The sequence below is a fragment of the Cyclobacterium sp. 1_MG-2023 genome (assembly GCF_030546805.1).
In the GTDB taxonomy this organism is placed as follows: domain Bacteria; phylum Bacteroidota; class Bacteroidia; order Cytophagales; family Cyclobacteriaceae; genus Cyclobacterium.
This window is the reverse complement of record NZ_JAUOPC010000016.1, coordinates 81,893-98,114: the sequence shown is the minus strand read 5'-3', so window position 1 is coordinate 98,114 and position 16,222 is coordinate 81,893. Positions and strand designations below refer to the sequence as shown.

14 protein-coding genes are annotated in these 16,222 nt (G+C 39.2%); 6 read left to right on the top strand and 8 right to left on the bottom strand.

Annotation, left to right across the window (positions count from 1 at the left end; all coding sequences use genetic code 11):
• Positions 1-32 precede the first annotated feature (32 nt).
• The 6 genes from ilvC to leuB are packed head-to-tail and all read left to right on the top strand — an operon-like array spanning position 33 to position 7,304.
• Positions 33-1,076 (top strand): ketol-acid reductoisomerase, encoded by a 1,044-nt coding sequence (gene ilvC / locus Q4534_RS21245; protein ID WP_303615169.1) that lies wholly within the window; start codon positions 33-35, stop codon positions 1,074-1,076.
• Positions 1,077-1,085: 9 nt separating this feature from the next.
• Positions 1,086-2,585: a 2-isopropylmalate synthase gene (locus Q4534_RS21240; protein ID WP_303615168.1), complete on the top strand. Its 1,500-nt coding sequence runs from the start codon at positions 1,086-1,088 to the stop codon at positions 2,583-2,585.
• 22 nt (positions 2,586-2,607) lie between these two features.
• Positions 2,608-4,029 carry a 3-isopropylmalate dehydratase large subunit gene (gene leuC, locus Q4534_RS21235; protein ID WP_303615167.1) on the top strand — a complete coding sequence of 474 codons (1,422 nt, stop codon included), beginning with the start codon at positions 2,608-2,610 and terminating at the stop codon, positions 4,027-4,029.
• 4 nt (positions 4,030-4,033) lie between these two features.
• Positions 4,034-4,624 carry a 3-isopropylmalate dehydratase small subunit gene (gene leuD, locus Q4534_RS21230; RefSeq protein ID WP_303615166.1) on the top strand — a complete coding sequence of 197 codons (591 nt, stop codon included), beginning with the start codon at positions 4,034-4,036 and terminating at the stop codon, positions 4,622-4,624.
• A gap of 51 nt (positions 4,625-4,675) precedes the next feature.
• A complete protein-coding gene (locus Q4534_RS21225; RefSeq protein WP_303615165.1) occupies positions 4,676-6,265 on the top strand; it encodes an alpha-isopropylmalate synthase regulatory domain-containing protein in 1,590 nt (529 codons plus the stop codon).
• A complete protein-coding gene (leuB, locus tag Q4534_RS21220; protein ID WP_303615164.1) occupies positions 6,234-7,304 on the top strand; it encodes a 3-isopropylmalate dehydrogenase in 1,071 nt (356 codons plus the stop codon). The genes Q4534_RS21225 and leuB overlap by 32 nt, the downstream gene beginning before the upstream one ends.
• Positions 7,305-7,381: 77 nt before the next feature.
• Here the strand turns inward: leuB and Q4534_RS21215 are convergent, their stop codons facing one another.
• The 8 genes from Q4534_RS21215 to Q4534_RS21180 form a co-directional block, all read right to left on the bottom strand.
• Complete coding sequence (locus Q4534_RS21215; RefSeq protein ID WP_303615163.1) at positions 7,382-8,203, bottom strand: enoyl-ACP reductase; 822 nt, start codon at positions 8,201-8,203, stop codon at positions 7,382-7,384.
• Between the two features lie 105 nt (positions 8,204-8,308).
• Positions 8,309-9,961 (bottom strand): DNA repair protein RecN, encoded by a 1,653-nt coding sequence (gene recN / locus Q4534_RS21210; RefSeq protein WP_303615162.1) that lies wholly within the window; start codon positions 9,959-9,961, stop codon positions 8,309-8,311.
• Between the two features lie 47 nt (positions 9,962-10,008).
• A complete protein-coding gene (locus tag Q4534_RS21205) occupies positions 10,009-10,920 on the bottom strand; it encodes a DUF4835 family protein (protein ID WP_303615182.1) in 912 nt (303 codons plus the stop codon).
• A 195-nt stretch (positions 10,921-11,115) separates the two neighbouring features.
• Positions 11,116-12,345: a bifunctional phosphopantothenoylcysteine decarboxylase/phosphopantothenate--cysteine ligase CoaBC gene (gene coaBC / locus Q4534_RS21200; RefSeq protein WP_303615161.1), complete on the bottom strand. Its 1,230-nt coding sequence runs from the start codon at positions 12,343-12,345 to the stop codon at positions 11,116-11,118.
• 1 nt (position 12,346) lies between these two features.
• The gene (locus Q4534_RS21195; RefSeq protein ID WP_303615160.1) at positions 12,347-12,664 is read right to left on the bottom strand and encodes a DNA-directed RNA polymerase subunit omega; all 318 of its coding nucleotides are present in this window, start codon (positions 12,662-12,664) and stop codon (positions 12,347-12,349) included.
• Positions 12,665-12,677: 13 nt separating this feature from the next.
• On the bottom strand, positions 12,678-13,604 hold the full coding sequence (locus Q4534_RS21190; protein WP_303615159.1) for an outer membrane protein assembly factor BamD: 927 nt from the start codon (positions 13,602-13,604) through the stop codon (positions 12,678-12,680).
• A gap of 65 nt (positions 13,605-13,669) precedes the next feature.
• Positions 13,670-14,383, bottom strand: a complete 714-nt coding sequence (locus Q4534_RS21185; RefSeq protein ID WP_303615158.1) for a T9SS type A sorting domain-containing protein — start codon at positions 14,381-14,383, stop codon at positions 13,670-13,672.
• Between the two features lie 218 nt (positions 14,384-14,601).
• Positions 14,602-16,209, bottom strand: coding sequence for an OstA-like protein (locus Q4534_RS21180; RefSeq protein WP_303615157.1), 1,608 nt, complete (start codon positions 16,207-16,209; stop codon positions 14,602-14,604).
• Positions 16,210-16,222 lie beyond the last annotated feature (13 nt).

Genomic DNA, 16,222 nt, shown 5'->3' with positions numbered 1-16,222 from the left:
TACCAATTTAAAATCAATTTTAATTTATAGTTATGAAACTGAAGTTCGGTACAGTTGAAGAAAACGTAGTGACAAGAGAAGAATTTCCTCTTGAGAAAGCCAAGGAAGTCCTAAAAGACGAAGTAATCGCCGTATTAGGATATGGGGTTCAAGGCCCAGGACAGGCACTAAATCTAAAAGACAATGGTTTTAATGTCATTGTTGGACAACGAAAAGATTCCAAAACTTGGGACAAGGCTGTTGCTGATGGTTGGGTACCCGGTGAAACACTTTTTGAGTTGGAGGAAGCCTGTGAAAAAGGAACAATTCTTCAATTCTTGTTGTCTGATGCCGGACAAATTGCCTTATGGCCAACAGTAAAGAAACACCTAACTCCTGGAAAAGCACTTTACTTTTCTCATGGTTTTGGTGTTACTTATAAAGAGCAGACAGGTATCATTCCTCCAGCGGATGTGGATGTGATTTTGGTTGCGCCTAAAGGTTCAGGAACTTCATTGAGGAGAATGTTTGTTGAAGGTAGAGGTTTGAACTCATCTTTCGCAATTTTCCAAGATGCTACAGGAAGAGCAAAAGAAAGAGTAGTTGCTTTGGGTATAGGTGTAGGTTCAGGATATTTGTTCGAAACCGATTTCTACAAAGAAGTAACATCTGACCTTACAGGTGAAAGAGGTTCTTTGATGGGAGCTATTCAGGGTATTTTCGCAGCTCAATACGAAGTATTAAGAGCTAATGGTCATACACCTTCAGAAGCATTCAATGAAACTGTTGAAGAATTGACCCAAAGTTTGATGCCTTTAGTGGCTGAAAACGGAATGGATTGGATGTATGCCAACTGTTCAACAACAGCTCAAAGAGGTGCATTGGATTGGTGGAAACCTTTCAGAGATGCTACCAAACCTGTATTTGAAGATTTATACAACAGTGTAAAGACAGGAAAAGAAGCTGCCAAATCTATTGAAGCTAACAGTAAGCCGGATTATAGGGTGAAATTAGAAGAAGAATTGAAAGAATTGAGAGATTCTGAAATGTGGCAAGCGGGAGCAACTGTCCGTAAATTAAGACCAGAAAACAATTAAAAAATAACGATGTCAGAAAAGCTTTGGATATTTGATACCACCCTTAGGGATGGAGAACAGGTGCCGGGTTGCCAACTCGATACCAGGGAAAAAATTGTAGTAGCCAAGGCTTTGGAAGCATTGGGAGTTGATATCCTTGAGGCTGGATTTCCTGTATCCAGCCCTGGGGATTTCAATTCTGTTGTGGAAATATCAAAAGCAGTAGAAGACCCTATCATCTGTGCACTCTCCAGAGCTGTTGAGAAAGACATAGAAGTGGCTGCTGAGGCATTAAAGTTTGCCAAACAAAGCAGGATTCACACAGGTATAGGTGTCTCTGGTTACCACATTGAGCATAAGTTTAGAAGTACGCCTGATGCCGTGCTTGAAAAAGCCATCAAGGCAGTAAAGTTTGCTAGGAACCTTGTAGGTGAAGTGGAATTTTATGCTGAGGATGCCGGTAGAGCAGATCCTGAATTTCTTGCAAAGATTGTTGAAGCCGTGATCAAGGCAGGAGCTACAGTCATCAATATTCCGGACACTACAGGCTATTGTCTTCCAGAGCAGTACGGAAATATCATTCGTTTTCTCAAGGAAAATGTTTCAAATATAGACAAGGCCATCTTGTCTACCCACTGTCACAATGACCTTGGTTTGGCCACTGCCAATAGCCTTTCTGGCGTACTTAACGGTGCCAGACAAGTGGAAGTGACCATGAATGGCATAGGCGAACGTGCCGGCAACACTTCATTGGAAGAAGTGGTGATGGCCATAAAAAGCCACAAAGAGGTACCGGTATATACCGGAATCAATACCAAGAAAATTTACGAAACGAGTAGGATTATTTCCAAACTCATGAATATGCCTATACAGCCAAACAAGGCGATTGTAGGTAGAAATGCATTTGCACACTCATCCGGAATACACCAAGATGGTGTCTTGAAAAATAGGGAGAATTATGAAATTATCGATCCCAAAGATGTAGGTGTAGAAGAATCATCCATTGTCCTAACAGCAAGAAGTGGAAGGGCAGCGTTAAAACATCACCTCAAATTACTGGGGTTTGAATTTGACAAAGAAAAATTGGATGAGATATACGCTGATTTCTTGACCCTTGCAGACTCAAAAAGAGATATAGGAAGAAAAGACCTATTGTCATTATTAGGTGAGCACCTGGAACATGCTCCTTTCATAGAAATGAAAGAAGTTTACTACGAAGGAAGTGAAGGAGAAGGTGGTCATGCGAAAGTTGTTCTTGCAATCGGTGAAGAAGAAAAGAAAAGTGAATCCGACGGAAATGGCCCCGTAGATGCTGTCATTAAATCCATCAAGAAGCTAATTCCTCAGCAGGTAATATTGGATGAATTTTTGATCCAAGCCATTACTAAGGGAAGTGATGATATATGTAAAGTACATATGAGATTGATGCATAATGAACGGCCCTATCATGGGTTCGGATCTGAAACAGACATAGTATTGGCCTCAGCCAAGGCATTTATTGATGCTTTAAATAAATTACCTGTCAAATAAATTTGACAAAAATCTAAATATAATGGAGAAGAAATCATTATTTGATAAGATTTGGGATGCGCACGTGATCCAGTCTATCCCAAGTGGTCCGGATGTGTTTTTCATAGATAAGCATTTTATCCACGAAGTAACCAGCCCTGTTGCATTCCTAAACCTTGAAAAAAGAGGGAATAAGGTTATGTTCCCGGAAAGGACCATTGCTACTCCCGATCATAATGTACCCACTGTTGATCAGGACAAAACGATCAAGGATCAACTTTCCCGAATGCAAGTTGAAAAGTTAAGGGAAAATTGTAAGAAGCACGGAATAGATCTTCACGATCTTGGTACTGATCACCATGGAATTGTTCATGTAATCGGACCCGAGTTAGGCATTACCCAACCTGGAATGACCATAGTTTGTGGAGATAGTCATACTTCCACACATGGAGCTTTTGGTACCATTGCTTTTGGTATAGGTACTTCAGAAGTTGAAATGGTTTTTGCTACCCAATGCATCATGCAAGCAAAGCCTAAGAAAATGAGAATTACCATCGATGGTGAATTAGGCAAAGGGGTTACCTCTAAGGATATAATATTGTATATCATTGCTCAAATTTCTGCCAGTGGTGGGACAGGGTATTTCATCGAATATGCAGGAAGTGCCATCAGGTCTTTGAGCATGGAAGCGAGAATGACCATCTGTAATATGAGTATTGAGATGGGGGCAAGGGGTGGCTTAATAGCCCCTGATGAAACCACTTTTGAATACCTTAAAGGGAAACAATATTCACCTAAAGGAGAAGAGTGGGACAAGGCTGTTGCACATTGGAAAACACTTCAGACAGATGAGGGAGCTACATTTGATGTAGAATACCATTATGATGCTGCAGACATTGAGCCGATGATCACTTATGGTACCAATCCGGGTATGGGAGTGAAAGTGAGAGGGAATATCCCAACCACAGACGGGATGAATGAGAGTGAAAATAAATCTTATATCAAGTCCTTGGATTATATGGGCTTTCAGCCTGGAGAGGCTATGGAAGGCAAAAAAATTGACTATGTATTCGTGGGTAGTTGTACCAATGGACGTATAGAAGATTTAAGGTCAGTGGCTGAATTTGTAAAAGGAAAACAGAAAGCAGACAATATTACTGCTTGGATTGTTCCTGGATCCAGAGAAGTAGAAAAAATGGCTATAGAAGAAGGTATCGTCCAAATTTTGGAAGATGCAGGCTTTAAATTAAGACAGCCTGGTTGTTCTGCTTGTTTGGCCATGAATGACGATAAAATTCCTTCAGGAAAATATGCTGTATCAACTTCAAACAGAAACTTTGAAGGACGTCAAGGACCGGGAAGCCGAACTTTACTGGCTTCACCTTTAACCGTAGCGGCCGTAGCCATTACAGGTATGATTACAGACCCAAGGGATATAATAGAAGAATTAGTACAAGAAAAATAATACCATGGCATACGATAAATTTGATGTTTTGACCAGTAGGGTAGTTCCTCTTTCCTCAGAAAATGTAGATACTGACCAAATTATTCCGGCCAGGTTTTTAAAGGCTACAGAGAGAAAGGGATTTGGAGACAACCTTTTCAGAGACTGGCGTTATGATAAAGAAGGAAATCCTAAACCGGATTTTGTTTTAAATGACCCGACTTATAGTGGTAAGATACTTTTAGCAGGTAAGAATTTCGGATCAGGTTCAAGTCGTGAGCATGCGGTATGGGCCATTTATGATTACGGATTTAGATGTGTGGTTTCAAGTTTCTTTGCTGATATTTTCAAAAACAATTGCTTGAACATTGGCGTGCTTCCAGTTACCATATCACCGGAATTTGCAGAAGAATTATTCACAGCTGTAGAAGCGAATCCTGAAGCAGAAATAGAGGTGGATATTAATAAACAAACCATTACCCTGCTATCTACCGGAAAATCAGAATCCTTTGATATCAATTCTTACAAAAAGCAAAACATGAAAAATGGGTTCGATGATATTGATTATTTGCTGAACCTTAAAGAAGAAATAGTAGCATTCGAAGCCAAAAGGTAAACCTTGCTCTGAGTTTCGAAGTTTCAATTGTGTCAGGTTAAAGGTAAGGGAATGCGTAGAGAAAAGAATATAGAAATCATGGACACCACCCTGAGGGATGGAGAGCAAACCTCTGGGGTGTCATTTCTTCCTTCAGAAAAACTCCAGATTGCGAAGCTTTTGCTGGAAGAGTTAAGGGTGGACCGAATTGAGGTGGCTTCAGCGAGAGTTTCAGAAGGTGAGTTAGAAGGAGTCAAAAGGATCACAAATTGGGCTGAGGAGAGAGGATTTTTGGGTAGCGTTGAAGTTTTAGGATTTGTAGATACTCCTAAATCTGTAGATTGGATGGTCGAAGCAGGTGCCAAAGTAATGAATTTGCTTACAAAAGGTTCCCTCAATCACCTGACGCATCAGCTAAAGAAAACACCCGAAGTTCATTTTGCAGAGATAGAAAAGTGCATTTCCTATGCAAGAGCACATGGCATTGAAGTAAACGTTTATTTGGAGGACTGGAGCAATGGCATGCGTAATTCTAGAGATTATGCCCTTTCCATGATTGAGTTCCTCTCCCAGCAACCGGTCAAAAGAATTATGCTTCCGGATACTCTTGGGCTACTCTGTCCGGATGAAGTTAAGGAGTTTCTGGAGCTGATTTGTGAAAAATTTCCGGAAGTGCATTTTGATTTCCATGCGCACAATGATTATGACCTGTCTGTTGCCAATGTACTTCACGCGGTAAATACCGGTGCCAAAGGCATACATACCACTGTCAATGGGTTAGGAGAGCGAGCTGGCAATGCTCCCCTTGAATCCATAGTAGCAGTAATAAAGGATTTTACACCTTGTCACCTCAATGTTAACGAAAGTAAAATCTACAGGATAAGTAAGCTGGTAGAGCAATTTTCAGGATTGCGAATTCCTGCAAATAAACCGGTGGTTGGGGAGAATGTATTTACTCAAACTGCAGGTGTACATGCAGATGGTGACAATAAAAAGAACCTGTACTTCAGCGACTTGCTCCCAGAACGTTTTGGGAGAACGCGGAAATATGCTTTAGGAAAAACTTCAGGGAAAGCCAATATTTCCAAAAACTTGGAAGAGCTAGGCATTTCTCTCGAGCCTGAAGAATTGACAAAGGTTACACAAAAAATCATTGAGCTCGGAGATAAAAAGGAGCGGGTTACAACGGAAGACCTTCCCTATATAATCTCAGATGTACTTCAAAATAATTCCATTAATAAAGACATTGTTATTGATGGATACCATATGGTGCATTCCAAAGGTTTAAAGCCTTCCGTTCAGTTGCGGGTCAAAATATTCGACAACTATTATGAACAGAATGCCTCAGGTGATGGGCAGTATGATTCTTTTATGAAAGCCCTAAAGAAGATCTACAAGGGACTGGACATGCAACTTCCAAAGTTGACTGACTTTCATATTAGCATCCCTCCGGGTGGTAAGACCGATGCCTTTGTAGAATGTGTGGTTACCTGGGATTTGGATGGAAGGATCTTCAAGACCAAAGGTTTGGATAGTGACCAGACCATCGCAGCCATGATGGCCACCGAAAAAATGCTTAATATCATAGAACAAATCAAAAATAGTAACAAAACTGAAAAAAAGAATCCTTATGGAAATGAATATAGCCCTATTACCTGGTGATGGTATTGGCCCTGAAGTAATCAATCAGGCAGTAAAAGTTGTGGATGCTGTCGCTAAGAAATTTGGACATAAAATCACATACAATGAAGCCATCACAGGTGCTGCCGCTATTGATGCAGTAGGTAACCCTTACCCTGATGCCACACATGATGCCTGTGTTGCAGCAGATGCCGTTCTTTTTGGTGCCATAGGCCACCCTAAGTTCGACAATGATCCTAGTGCTAAAGTAAGGCCTGAGCAAGGTTTATTGGAAATGAGGAAAAAATTAGGACTTTTTTCCAACGTTCGTCCTACATTCACTTTCCCTTCATTACTTCACAAGTCTCCTTTGAAAAAAGAAAGAATTGAAGGTACAGATTTGGTTTTCTTAAGGGAGTTGACAGGTGGTATTTATTTTGGGGAACCAAGAGGTAGAAATGAGCAAGGAACAAAAGCTTTTGATTCCTGTGTATACTCAGTAGAGGAAATTGAAAGACTGGCTAGAATGGGCTTTGAGTTTGCTAGAAAGAGAAGGAAGCTATTGACCTGCGTTGATAAAGCTAACGTATTGGCTACATCTCGCCTTTGGAGAGAAACTGTACAACGACTGGCGCCTGAATATCCTGACGTGAAAGTTGAATATGAATTTGTGGATGCTGTTGCCATGAGGTTAGTTCAATGGCCAAAAGCCTATGATGTCTTGATTACAGAAAACCTTTTCGGTGATATCCTTACGGATGAAGCTTCTGTAATTAGTGGGTCTATGGGATTGATGCCATCTGCTTCAATTGGTCTTAAAACCAAGCTTTTTGAACCTATCCACGGATCTTATCCACAAGCAGCAGGGAAAGACATTGCCAATCCATTGGCAGCTGTATTGTCTGCTTCCATGATGTTTGAGTATGCTTTTGATTTAATGGATGAAGCTAAAGCAATATCAGATGTGGTTAATTTGTCTTTAGAAAAAGGTGTGGTAACTGAAGATCTTTCAGAAGGGGAGAAATCCTATAAAACTTCTGAAGTAGGAGATTGGTTGGCCGAACAAATTGAGAAAATGTAAAAACAATAATACATAAAAAAGCCCCAAACGCTAATCGATAGCATTTGGGGCTTTTTTATTATTGAGTATAAGTTATATTACTTTTTATTGGCTACGTAGGCATCAATTAGGTCTTGTGTAATACCGGTAGTAGAATATCCACCATCATGGAATAGGTTTTGCATGGTTACCATTCTGGTATAATCGGAAAACATGGAGACAATGTATTCTGCACAAGATTCTGCCGAAGCATTGCCAAGAGGTGACGCCAAGGCTGCAAAATCAAAGAAATCATCAAATCCTCCAATACCTGAACCAGCAGTGGTCTTAGTAGGGGATTGGGAAATGGTATTGACCCTTACATTTTTATTTTTCCCATACCTTAAACCGTAGTTTCTAGCAATACTTTCAAGGATGGCTTTGGCTTCAGACATATCGCTGTAAAAAGGGAAAGACCTTTCTGCTGCAATATAACTTAATGCAATAACAGAAGCCCATTCATTTAAGATGTCCTTTTTCTCTGCCACTTGTAGCATTTTGTGGAAAGAAACAGCTGAAACATCATATGACTTTTGCACCCAATCGTAATTTAGGTCACCGTAGGATCTTCCTTTACGTACATTAGGAGACATGCCTATGGAGTGGAGCAAGAAATCAAAATTTCCGCCCAAATATTCCTTTGCTTCATCGTATAATTTTTCGATATCTTCAACGGATGTAGCGTCGGCGGGGATAACGATTGTCCCACATTCATCAGCTAATTCCTGAATGGCACCCATTCGCATGGCAATTGGGGCATTGGTAAGAACAAATTTTGCACCTTGTTCTTTTGCTTTTAAGGCCGTTTGCCAGGCAATAGAATTTTCATCAAGTGCACCGGTAATAATTCCTTTTTTTCCTTTTAATAAATTTTCAGGCATTGTATTATTTTGATTTTCTAACTTCAATTAAATAATATTCTATAAAATTAACTAATAATGGGTGAAACATTTTCCACTTGGCTTCTTGAAAAGGGATGTAATTGTCTATTTCGCGAGCAACTCTTTTGCATTTTCAAAGGCGGTAGTAGAGGGGTTTGACCCGGAAATCATCTTAGCGATTTCAAGTAATCTTTCTTCAGGGTTTAATAATTTTATTTTACTAATTGTTTTCTGTGAGCTATTGTCTTTGTATACGAAATAGTGCTTTTCTCCTTTTGCCGCCACTTGAGGCAAATGGCTTATACAGATGACCTGGTGTTTTGTAGCAATTTCTTGCATCATTCGGACCATTTGTAGGGCTATTTCTCCGGATATTCCTGTGTCTATTTCGTCGAATATTAGTGTAGGTAAGGCCATTTTATCTGCCATAACATATTTAATGGCAAACATAAGCCTTGAAAATTCACCCCCTGAGGCAACTTGCCCAATTGGCTGGGGCTGAATTCCTTTGTTGGCTGAAAATAAGATATCAATGTCATCGATACCGGATTCATTTGCCGGGACTTCTTTTCTAAGGATTTCCACCTTGGCATTTTCCATGCCTAACTGCCCCAATAAGAATTGTATCTCTTTGCTAAAACCATTAAATATTGCCTGCCTCTTCTTGGACAACTTCTGGCCCATTGCATTAAGCTTTTCTTGGGATTGCCTGAGTATGTCCTGTTGATTGGCCAGTTCTTCCTCTATGTGATCTCCTTTAAATACCTTGTCCGCAAGAGATGAGGCCAAATCTAAGAGCTCTTTATCACTTTTTAAGCCATGTTTATTCTGTAGCTGGTAGATTTTACTTAGCCTTTCTCTTACCCACTCGGACTTTTCAAAATCCACTTCAATTTCCTGTTCCTCCAAAGAAAGGCTTTCTAAAATATCATTTAGTTCTATTAGTAGACTTTCAAACCTCTGGTTTAAATCTTCAAAATTTTTCCCGAATTTTTGTAGGTATTGGAAATGTTGCTTGGCTGCAGCCAATTGCTGCATTGCACCCAACTCCTCATTTTCGAGATTGTCCAATGCCTGTGAGGCTCGGGATTTTATTTCTTCAGCATGGTTTAATAATTCTTCTTTTGCTTCTAAAGAGGCTTGTTCCCCTTCTTTTAGGTTTAAACTAGACAACTCTTCCAACTGAAACTGATTGTAATCAGCTTCTTGCTGGTATTGTTGCTTTTCTTGTTCTAGCAAACGCACCTTTTTTTGTGTTTTTATGTAGGCATGATATTGTGTAGAATAAGCTTCTTTTTCTTTGTTAACCTTAGCAAAAGCATCTATCAGAGAGAGTTGGTAGGAAGAAGCTCCCAACAATAAAGTCTCATTTTGGGAATGAACATCCATCAGGATTTTCCCCAATACTTTCAAATTTTCCAGCCTTACAGGAGTGTCATTAATGAAAGCACGGGATTTCCCCGATGGCGAAATTTCCCGCCGAATAATACAGGCCGGCTCATAATCCAACTCCTCCTTTTCAAAGAATCTTTCTAATCCATAATTATGTATATTGAATACACCCTCTATGATGCATTTTTTCTGCTCATCAAATAATGCCTTGGTATCAGCCCTATTTCCCAATAGTAAGCCAACAGCACCAAGCATAATGGATTTACCTGCTCCTGTTTCACCGGTGATCATATTGAGACCGGCACAGGGCTCCATTTCTAATTTTTCTATCAAAGCATAATTGGTTATGCTAAGGTTGGTTAACATGTTGCTTTGGTTTCGTTTAAGGTGTCAAAATTAACCAAAATTGAGGATTATCCTTTCAAAATGTCATTGTATTTTCTGGCATTGTTAGGATCTACCTTTAGCAAAACTTCTACGGCTTCTTCTTTCAATTCCATAGGAGCAGCCTTAAGAATCTTGCTAATTTCATCCGATTTAGCGTCCATAAAACTAATTGTTAGAATACTATTTGGTTGCACCTTGTTGGCTTCCTGCACCATTTTGATTGCCTCTACTATGTTTTGATAACTTTCTGATGGCTTAGTAGTTAATAAATCAAGCCCCATCCTGTGGTACAAATAATAGGCATCCCTAACAGGTACCATCACTTGGGAGTTGTAAAGATCATTTGCCAGCCAGTACCGGTTTCTTTTGTCTGAGGGGTTTTGGTTCCAACCTGAACTTGAAGATTGCTGGGCATTGGCCACAATATTGTTAGCGACTTCAAAATATGGATCGCCTCCGCGAGGCGAAAAGGAGTCATGATCTATCCCTATGGCGATAAAGGCATAGTAGGCTAATAGTGAGGTGATATTATTTAAATATGAAAACTGATTGAATTCCAAGGGTTGGGATTCCGTATATTCAAAGGTCCAGTTGCGGTCTGCAAAGTTCAGGATTAAACTTTCATAATTGGAACCATAGATTGGCCTCACTGTCTGGACTTGAACTGTCGCATTGAATAAGCCTACCTGTGGCATATCGTTGATGGTAATCAATAAGTTGCCTTTTATCCTTTCCTGAGGTTTGAGTTCTGCATCTGTCCAGTTTCGACCATTAAGGAATTGCTCAAAAGCAGATTTCATCTGATCAAAAATATCTGTATCCTGGGTTCTTGCACGTTCACTATTTATTGTTACAGTGAAGTTGAGTTGCTGGGAAAGCAACTTTATAGGGCTTAAAAATAGCCCAAAAAGCAATATGAAGACTGTGAGGCGTACCATTTGATCTCTTTTGTAAGCTGAATGGAAACTCATAAAATCTGAAAGGAGCAAGGCCTTTCGTTACCTACTGAAATGTTAAACAAACAATCAGCTGCTTCGGTAATGCTGAGGTGAGTCTCATCTTCAGCAATGATTAAAATAGATTCTCTCAAAACACCTAATTGGTTAACCCAAAAGGTTTGTGATCACTCCAATTTAAACGTCAGTATTGTCAAACTTGTTTTCTAGAAGTGAAGCAATTTGATCCAACAGCTGGATAGCCAACATTTCCTTGGACAATACCGGGGTTTTAATTCTTTCGTTATTTTTAGACAATATAGTAACTTGATTTGTGTCTTTTTGAAAACCTGCTCCTGAGTCAAGAAGTGAATTTAGGACCACAAAATCAAAGTTTTTTTCTTTAAGTTTATTTTCAGCACTTCTTAACCCCTCATCCGTTTCTAAAGCAAAACCAATATGCAATTGCCCCTGCTTTTTATGGGCACCCAAAGTTTTAGCAATGTCTGGGTTTTTAATTAAACTGATTTGAAGGGCACTTTCTTTTTTCTTGATTTTTTCTTCAGAGGGTTTTTCTATCCTATAATCAGCCACTGCAGCACAAAATATTACCACCTGAGCTTCACTATGATATTTTTGACTGGCTTTAAACATGTCTAACGCACTTGTGACCCGAACGATAGTGATGTTAGGATGGGGTTTTGGTTTTAAGGCTGTGGGGCCTAAAATCAAAGTTACTTTAGCTCCTTTTTCTGCCGCTTTCTCTGTCAATGCAATACCCATTTTGCCACTTGAATGATTGCTGATATACCTTACAGGATCTATTGCTTCCTGAGTAGGACCTGCAGTAATGAGTATAGTTTTACCCTGGAAACTAAGCTTAGGGTTTAAGATATCATGAATTGAAGCAAAGATTGCTTCCGGTTCGGGCATCCTTCCTTGACCAATTAATCCACTGGCCAATTCTCCACTTGTGGCTTCCATAATATGGTTGCCATAGCCTTCAAGTGTGGCGAGGTTTTGTTTGACAGAAGGGTGTTGGTACATGTCCAAATCCATTGCCGGGGCTAGTAGTACCGGACTGGTACAAGAAAGATAGGTACACGACAGTAAACTGTCACTTTGGCCATTGGCCAATTTGGATAAGGTATTTGCCGATAATGGGGCGATCACCAATATATCAGCCCAAGCCCCTAAGGCCACATGATTGGTCCATTCACCCGTTTCTTGATTGAAAAAATCTATCGATACCGGATTTTTGGATAAGGTGGCCAAGGTAAGTGGTGTAATAAAGTCACGAGCAGAAGCCGTCATTACAACTTTGACCTCTGCCCGTGACTTTACCAATAAGCGAACAAGTTGTGCTGCTTTGTAAGCAGCAATTCCCCCAGTTACACCTAATAGAATACGTTTGCCTGATAACGGCATGTTATGAATTGCTTTCCTCTTCTTCAGGGAATCTAAACATTACTTTATCTTCCATGAATTCCTCCATTGCCAGAGTACTTGGCTTCGGCATTCTTTCATAGAATTTAGATATTTCAATTTGCTCTTTATTTTCAAATACTTCCTCAAGGTTGTCTACCGTAGAAGCAAATTCTGAAAGTTTATTGTTTAGCTCTTCTTTCATCGTAGATGAAATTTGCTTTGCCCTTTGAGAGATAGTGAAAATAGACTGGTAAAGGTTTCCTGATTTCTCAGCTACTTTGTCCAAATCTCTTGTAATAATTGACTGATTGATTGCCATATTTAATCGGTTTTTAATTGCCTACTTTTTTTAAAGCTTCTGTAGCTTCTTGGTTTTTTTGTTCTTCTTCTCTCCTTTTAAGCGCCTCTGCGGTTCTGGCATCATACTGAGCCTTTAAGGCATAGTGGTCATCAAGTTTCTCCTTGGCTTCAGATTGAATTTCTATTACTTCTTCTACGTATTCGCTTTCCGGATACTTTTTCTTAAAATCATCTGCAAAGCCAAGCGATTGCTCAAATCTTTCTTCTCTTTTATCGAAAACACTTCTTTCTGCATATGCCGCACTTACTTCTACCAATTTGAAAGCAAGTTCTTCATTGTAGTCACTATCGGGATAGGATTTAGCAAAATTCTGGAAATTGACTATGCAAGCCCTGTAAAAATCGCCCGGAAATAAACCTTCGGTAAGGCGATAATACATTTTTGATTCGGTATATGCTTTCTCTTCAAATCTTTTCTGGAGAACATCAATCATTGAAATTGCACGCTCATAAGAATCAGATTCAGGAAATCTGTTCATAAACAACTGAATCGCATTTACTGCCTCTTTTGAACTCCTTTGATCTAAATTAAAATCAGGTGCATCCAAATACAATGAATAAGCATTCATAAACAAGGCCTCTTCGGCCAATGGAGAACGATTATAGGTGTCAAAAAAAGTTTTGAAATATTCTGCCGCTTCAATGTATCTTTTGGTTCTAAAATGAGCATAAGCGTAATTGAATTCTGCCAATTCTGCTTTACCACTTCCTTTGATTACAGGTAATACCCGGTCATATAGAATAATGGCTTTGTTGTGCTCCCCTTCATCATAGTAGCGGTTAGCTGCTTCATAAAGTTCGTCCCAATTGGTACTTTTCTCTAGTTTGTAAAATTCGCCACAGCTAAAAGTTAGCAGAGAAGCAAAGAAAATTAATATGTAATGGTGTGCTTTTATCATTTGACCTGCAAATATAATGGATTAATAATTGGTTATCAAGGAGGTTTCTACGTGAATGCCTATACTTATCTTTTGACGTAGAGTTTTTTAGTGACAATATTTTTATTGTCAACGATCAAAGTATAGAAATAAGTACCCGGGTTCAGGTCTGTAACGGGGATTATCAAAGATTCTTGTGAAGGATCGAGCCTAAAATCATAAATGGGATTCCCTATGAAACTATTGATCACTACGCGAACATTCGCGCTCGAGTTTTTAATTTTATAATCCAACTGTGCAGTTCTTACACTTGGATTAGGATAGATTTCATCCAAGTCCACATCTTTATGACTAAAATTATCTGATGGTTGATCAGAAACTACATTGTAAACATTTTCAACTATAAACGCATCCCTGTTGTTGGAGGTGTTGAAGAAATGTAAATCAAATGTTCCTTTGGTGGCTGTGATACCCAACTCAAATTCTATATAGATATTTGTAGTGACTTCCCCGGGCTCAAGTGTAAACCTAATCTGTGAAAGATCCTTTCTCGGGTCAAAGCAGTTATCGCCGATACAAATAAGAATGTTTTGTGAAGAACCAACATTGCCTTGCAAGTAGCGAAGATAATAGGTGGCACTTTCTTTGGCATCGTTTTGTAGGATAAGTGTTTTTCTTTGGGTGGTGTTCACTTTACCATTGAATTCAATTTTATCACTCAACACACGAACTTGTCTTGCGTCTACAAACTGTAGCGCAAACAACTGTAAGGTGATTAAAAGTGATAAAAATAATTTCATGTAAAGTCTAGTTCAATAAATTTCCTGTTTCGTTAACAAAGATTTTCTCCCTCGTTTAGAAGTATATACGTATAAAAATACCAAATTGGTTCCACTTTATAGGTAGGTTTGGGTTAAAAAATGTTAACAATGATAAAATTTTTTTCACAAATCACCGTTGGAAAATTTTCTCCGGAATCCGAAACTTCAAAAAAATGTAAGATGTACTGTAATTCGATTTAATTATCGGTAATAATTTGTAGTTCATCATTCTCAGGGTAAGGGAGCATAACATCAGGCTCATCAAAAAAACTATACCGGTTTTTGTCCCTTATTTTTGGTGTTCTCCAGTCATTTATAGTTTTTCGACTGGGTCTTTCGTCAGACCTCCATGAAAAACCTTCTAAATTTTGATCCCCTTCTTCAAATAAATGCGGTGGTGTAAAGGATGCTTCAGGTTTTATGGTATGGCTAATCCTAGAGACAGTTCCCCCTTTGAACTCCATGATTATTCTACCGCACAACAATTTGTTTAAACCCTTGATTGTGGTGTCATTTTCTACCGCAAAATACAAGGACTCTCCATTTCCTTCTACATCAAGTTTGTCCATTTCGCTCTCTATAAAATACCCGGTCATCTTTCTTCCCTTGATCTGGTTAAAGTTTCCTATGGTGTCTCTGGTGATAGCAAAAGCATTGTCCTTTAATAATGCCCGATCTATCTCTTGATTGGAAATCAAGAAATTAATACTGTCAGCTGTGATTTGACTTTTATTGCTCCAAAGTACCGGATCTGAATACAAGTGAACAGTTGAATCGGCATAAATATAAGCCATAGAATCAGATCGCCCTGCCAGTTCAGATTTAATCAAACGCATGTTGGGATAGGCTAGGGTATACTTTTCTTCAGCATTCTCTCCGTCTTGAGTGATAAGGGTGTCGGCAATCATAAGCAAGGTATCTGCGTCAAAATATTTCCTTACCAATGCCTTTCCATAAACCTCAGAGTACTGCCTCTCCTCCCAATATTTTCCTTCATCACCAAATACTTCTACATTTCTTTCCTTGTTTAGGATACTTACATTCTTTTTGGCTTCATAGTATTGGGACTTTTCGTCAAAGAAAAGCGTCTCCCCGTACACAATACTGTTTTCGGATTCTACATCCCCATCATAAAAGCGGAAAATTTTATTTTCAGTATCATAAAAACTTCCCTTTTGGGCATTCAGCTTATTGCCATCTTTGGAAAGGATGTTGGTAAGCTTTTCAGTTTCTGCAATTTTTGTGGTGGTATAGTAATACAGCGTATTTGATTTCATGGTGTAGTCAGGATTTTCCAAGACCACCTTTTTATTGAAAGTTATTTTTTCAATTTGTGTTTCGTACAGCCCTTTTTCACTGGTCAAAACATTGGTACTGTCTTTGACCATTCCGGAATTGAAATAGATGGCTTCGCCTGTGGCTCTGTTATAATCAAGGAAATCGGTATATAGGGTGGTGCCTTCGTTGACCAGCACCACATTGTTTCTCAACAAAGCCAGCTGGGTGTCGCCATCATATTCTGCGTAGCGGCTAGTAACGGTAACTGAATCTTGTTTGTCATCGATTTTCACATTACCGAAAAGTTTGGCAAGGTTCTCCTCAGAATAAAAATGTGCAGAGTCACAGTAGATCAATGAAGTTTTGTGTTTCATTATTACATCTGTGATTAACCTTTCAAAACCTTCCCCACCCAAAAGTGAGTCAGCTTGTAGGATTTCTAGGCGACCATTATTTTCCTGAGCCATTGCCTTTGATAGGGCCAAGCTAGTAAGTATGCAAAATAAAATAATTTTGATTTTTGTCATTCGAATTGATTTC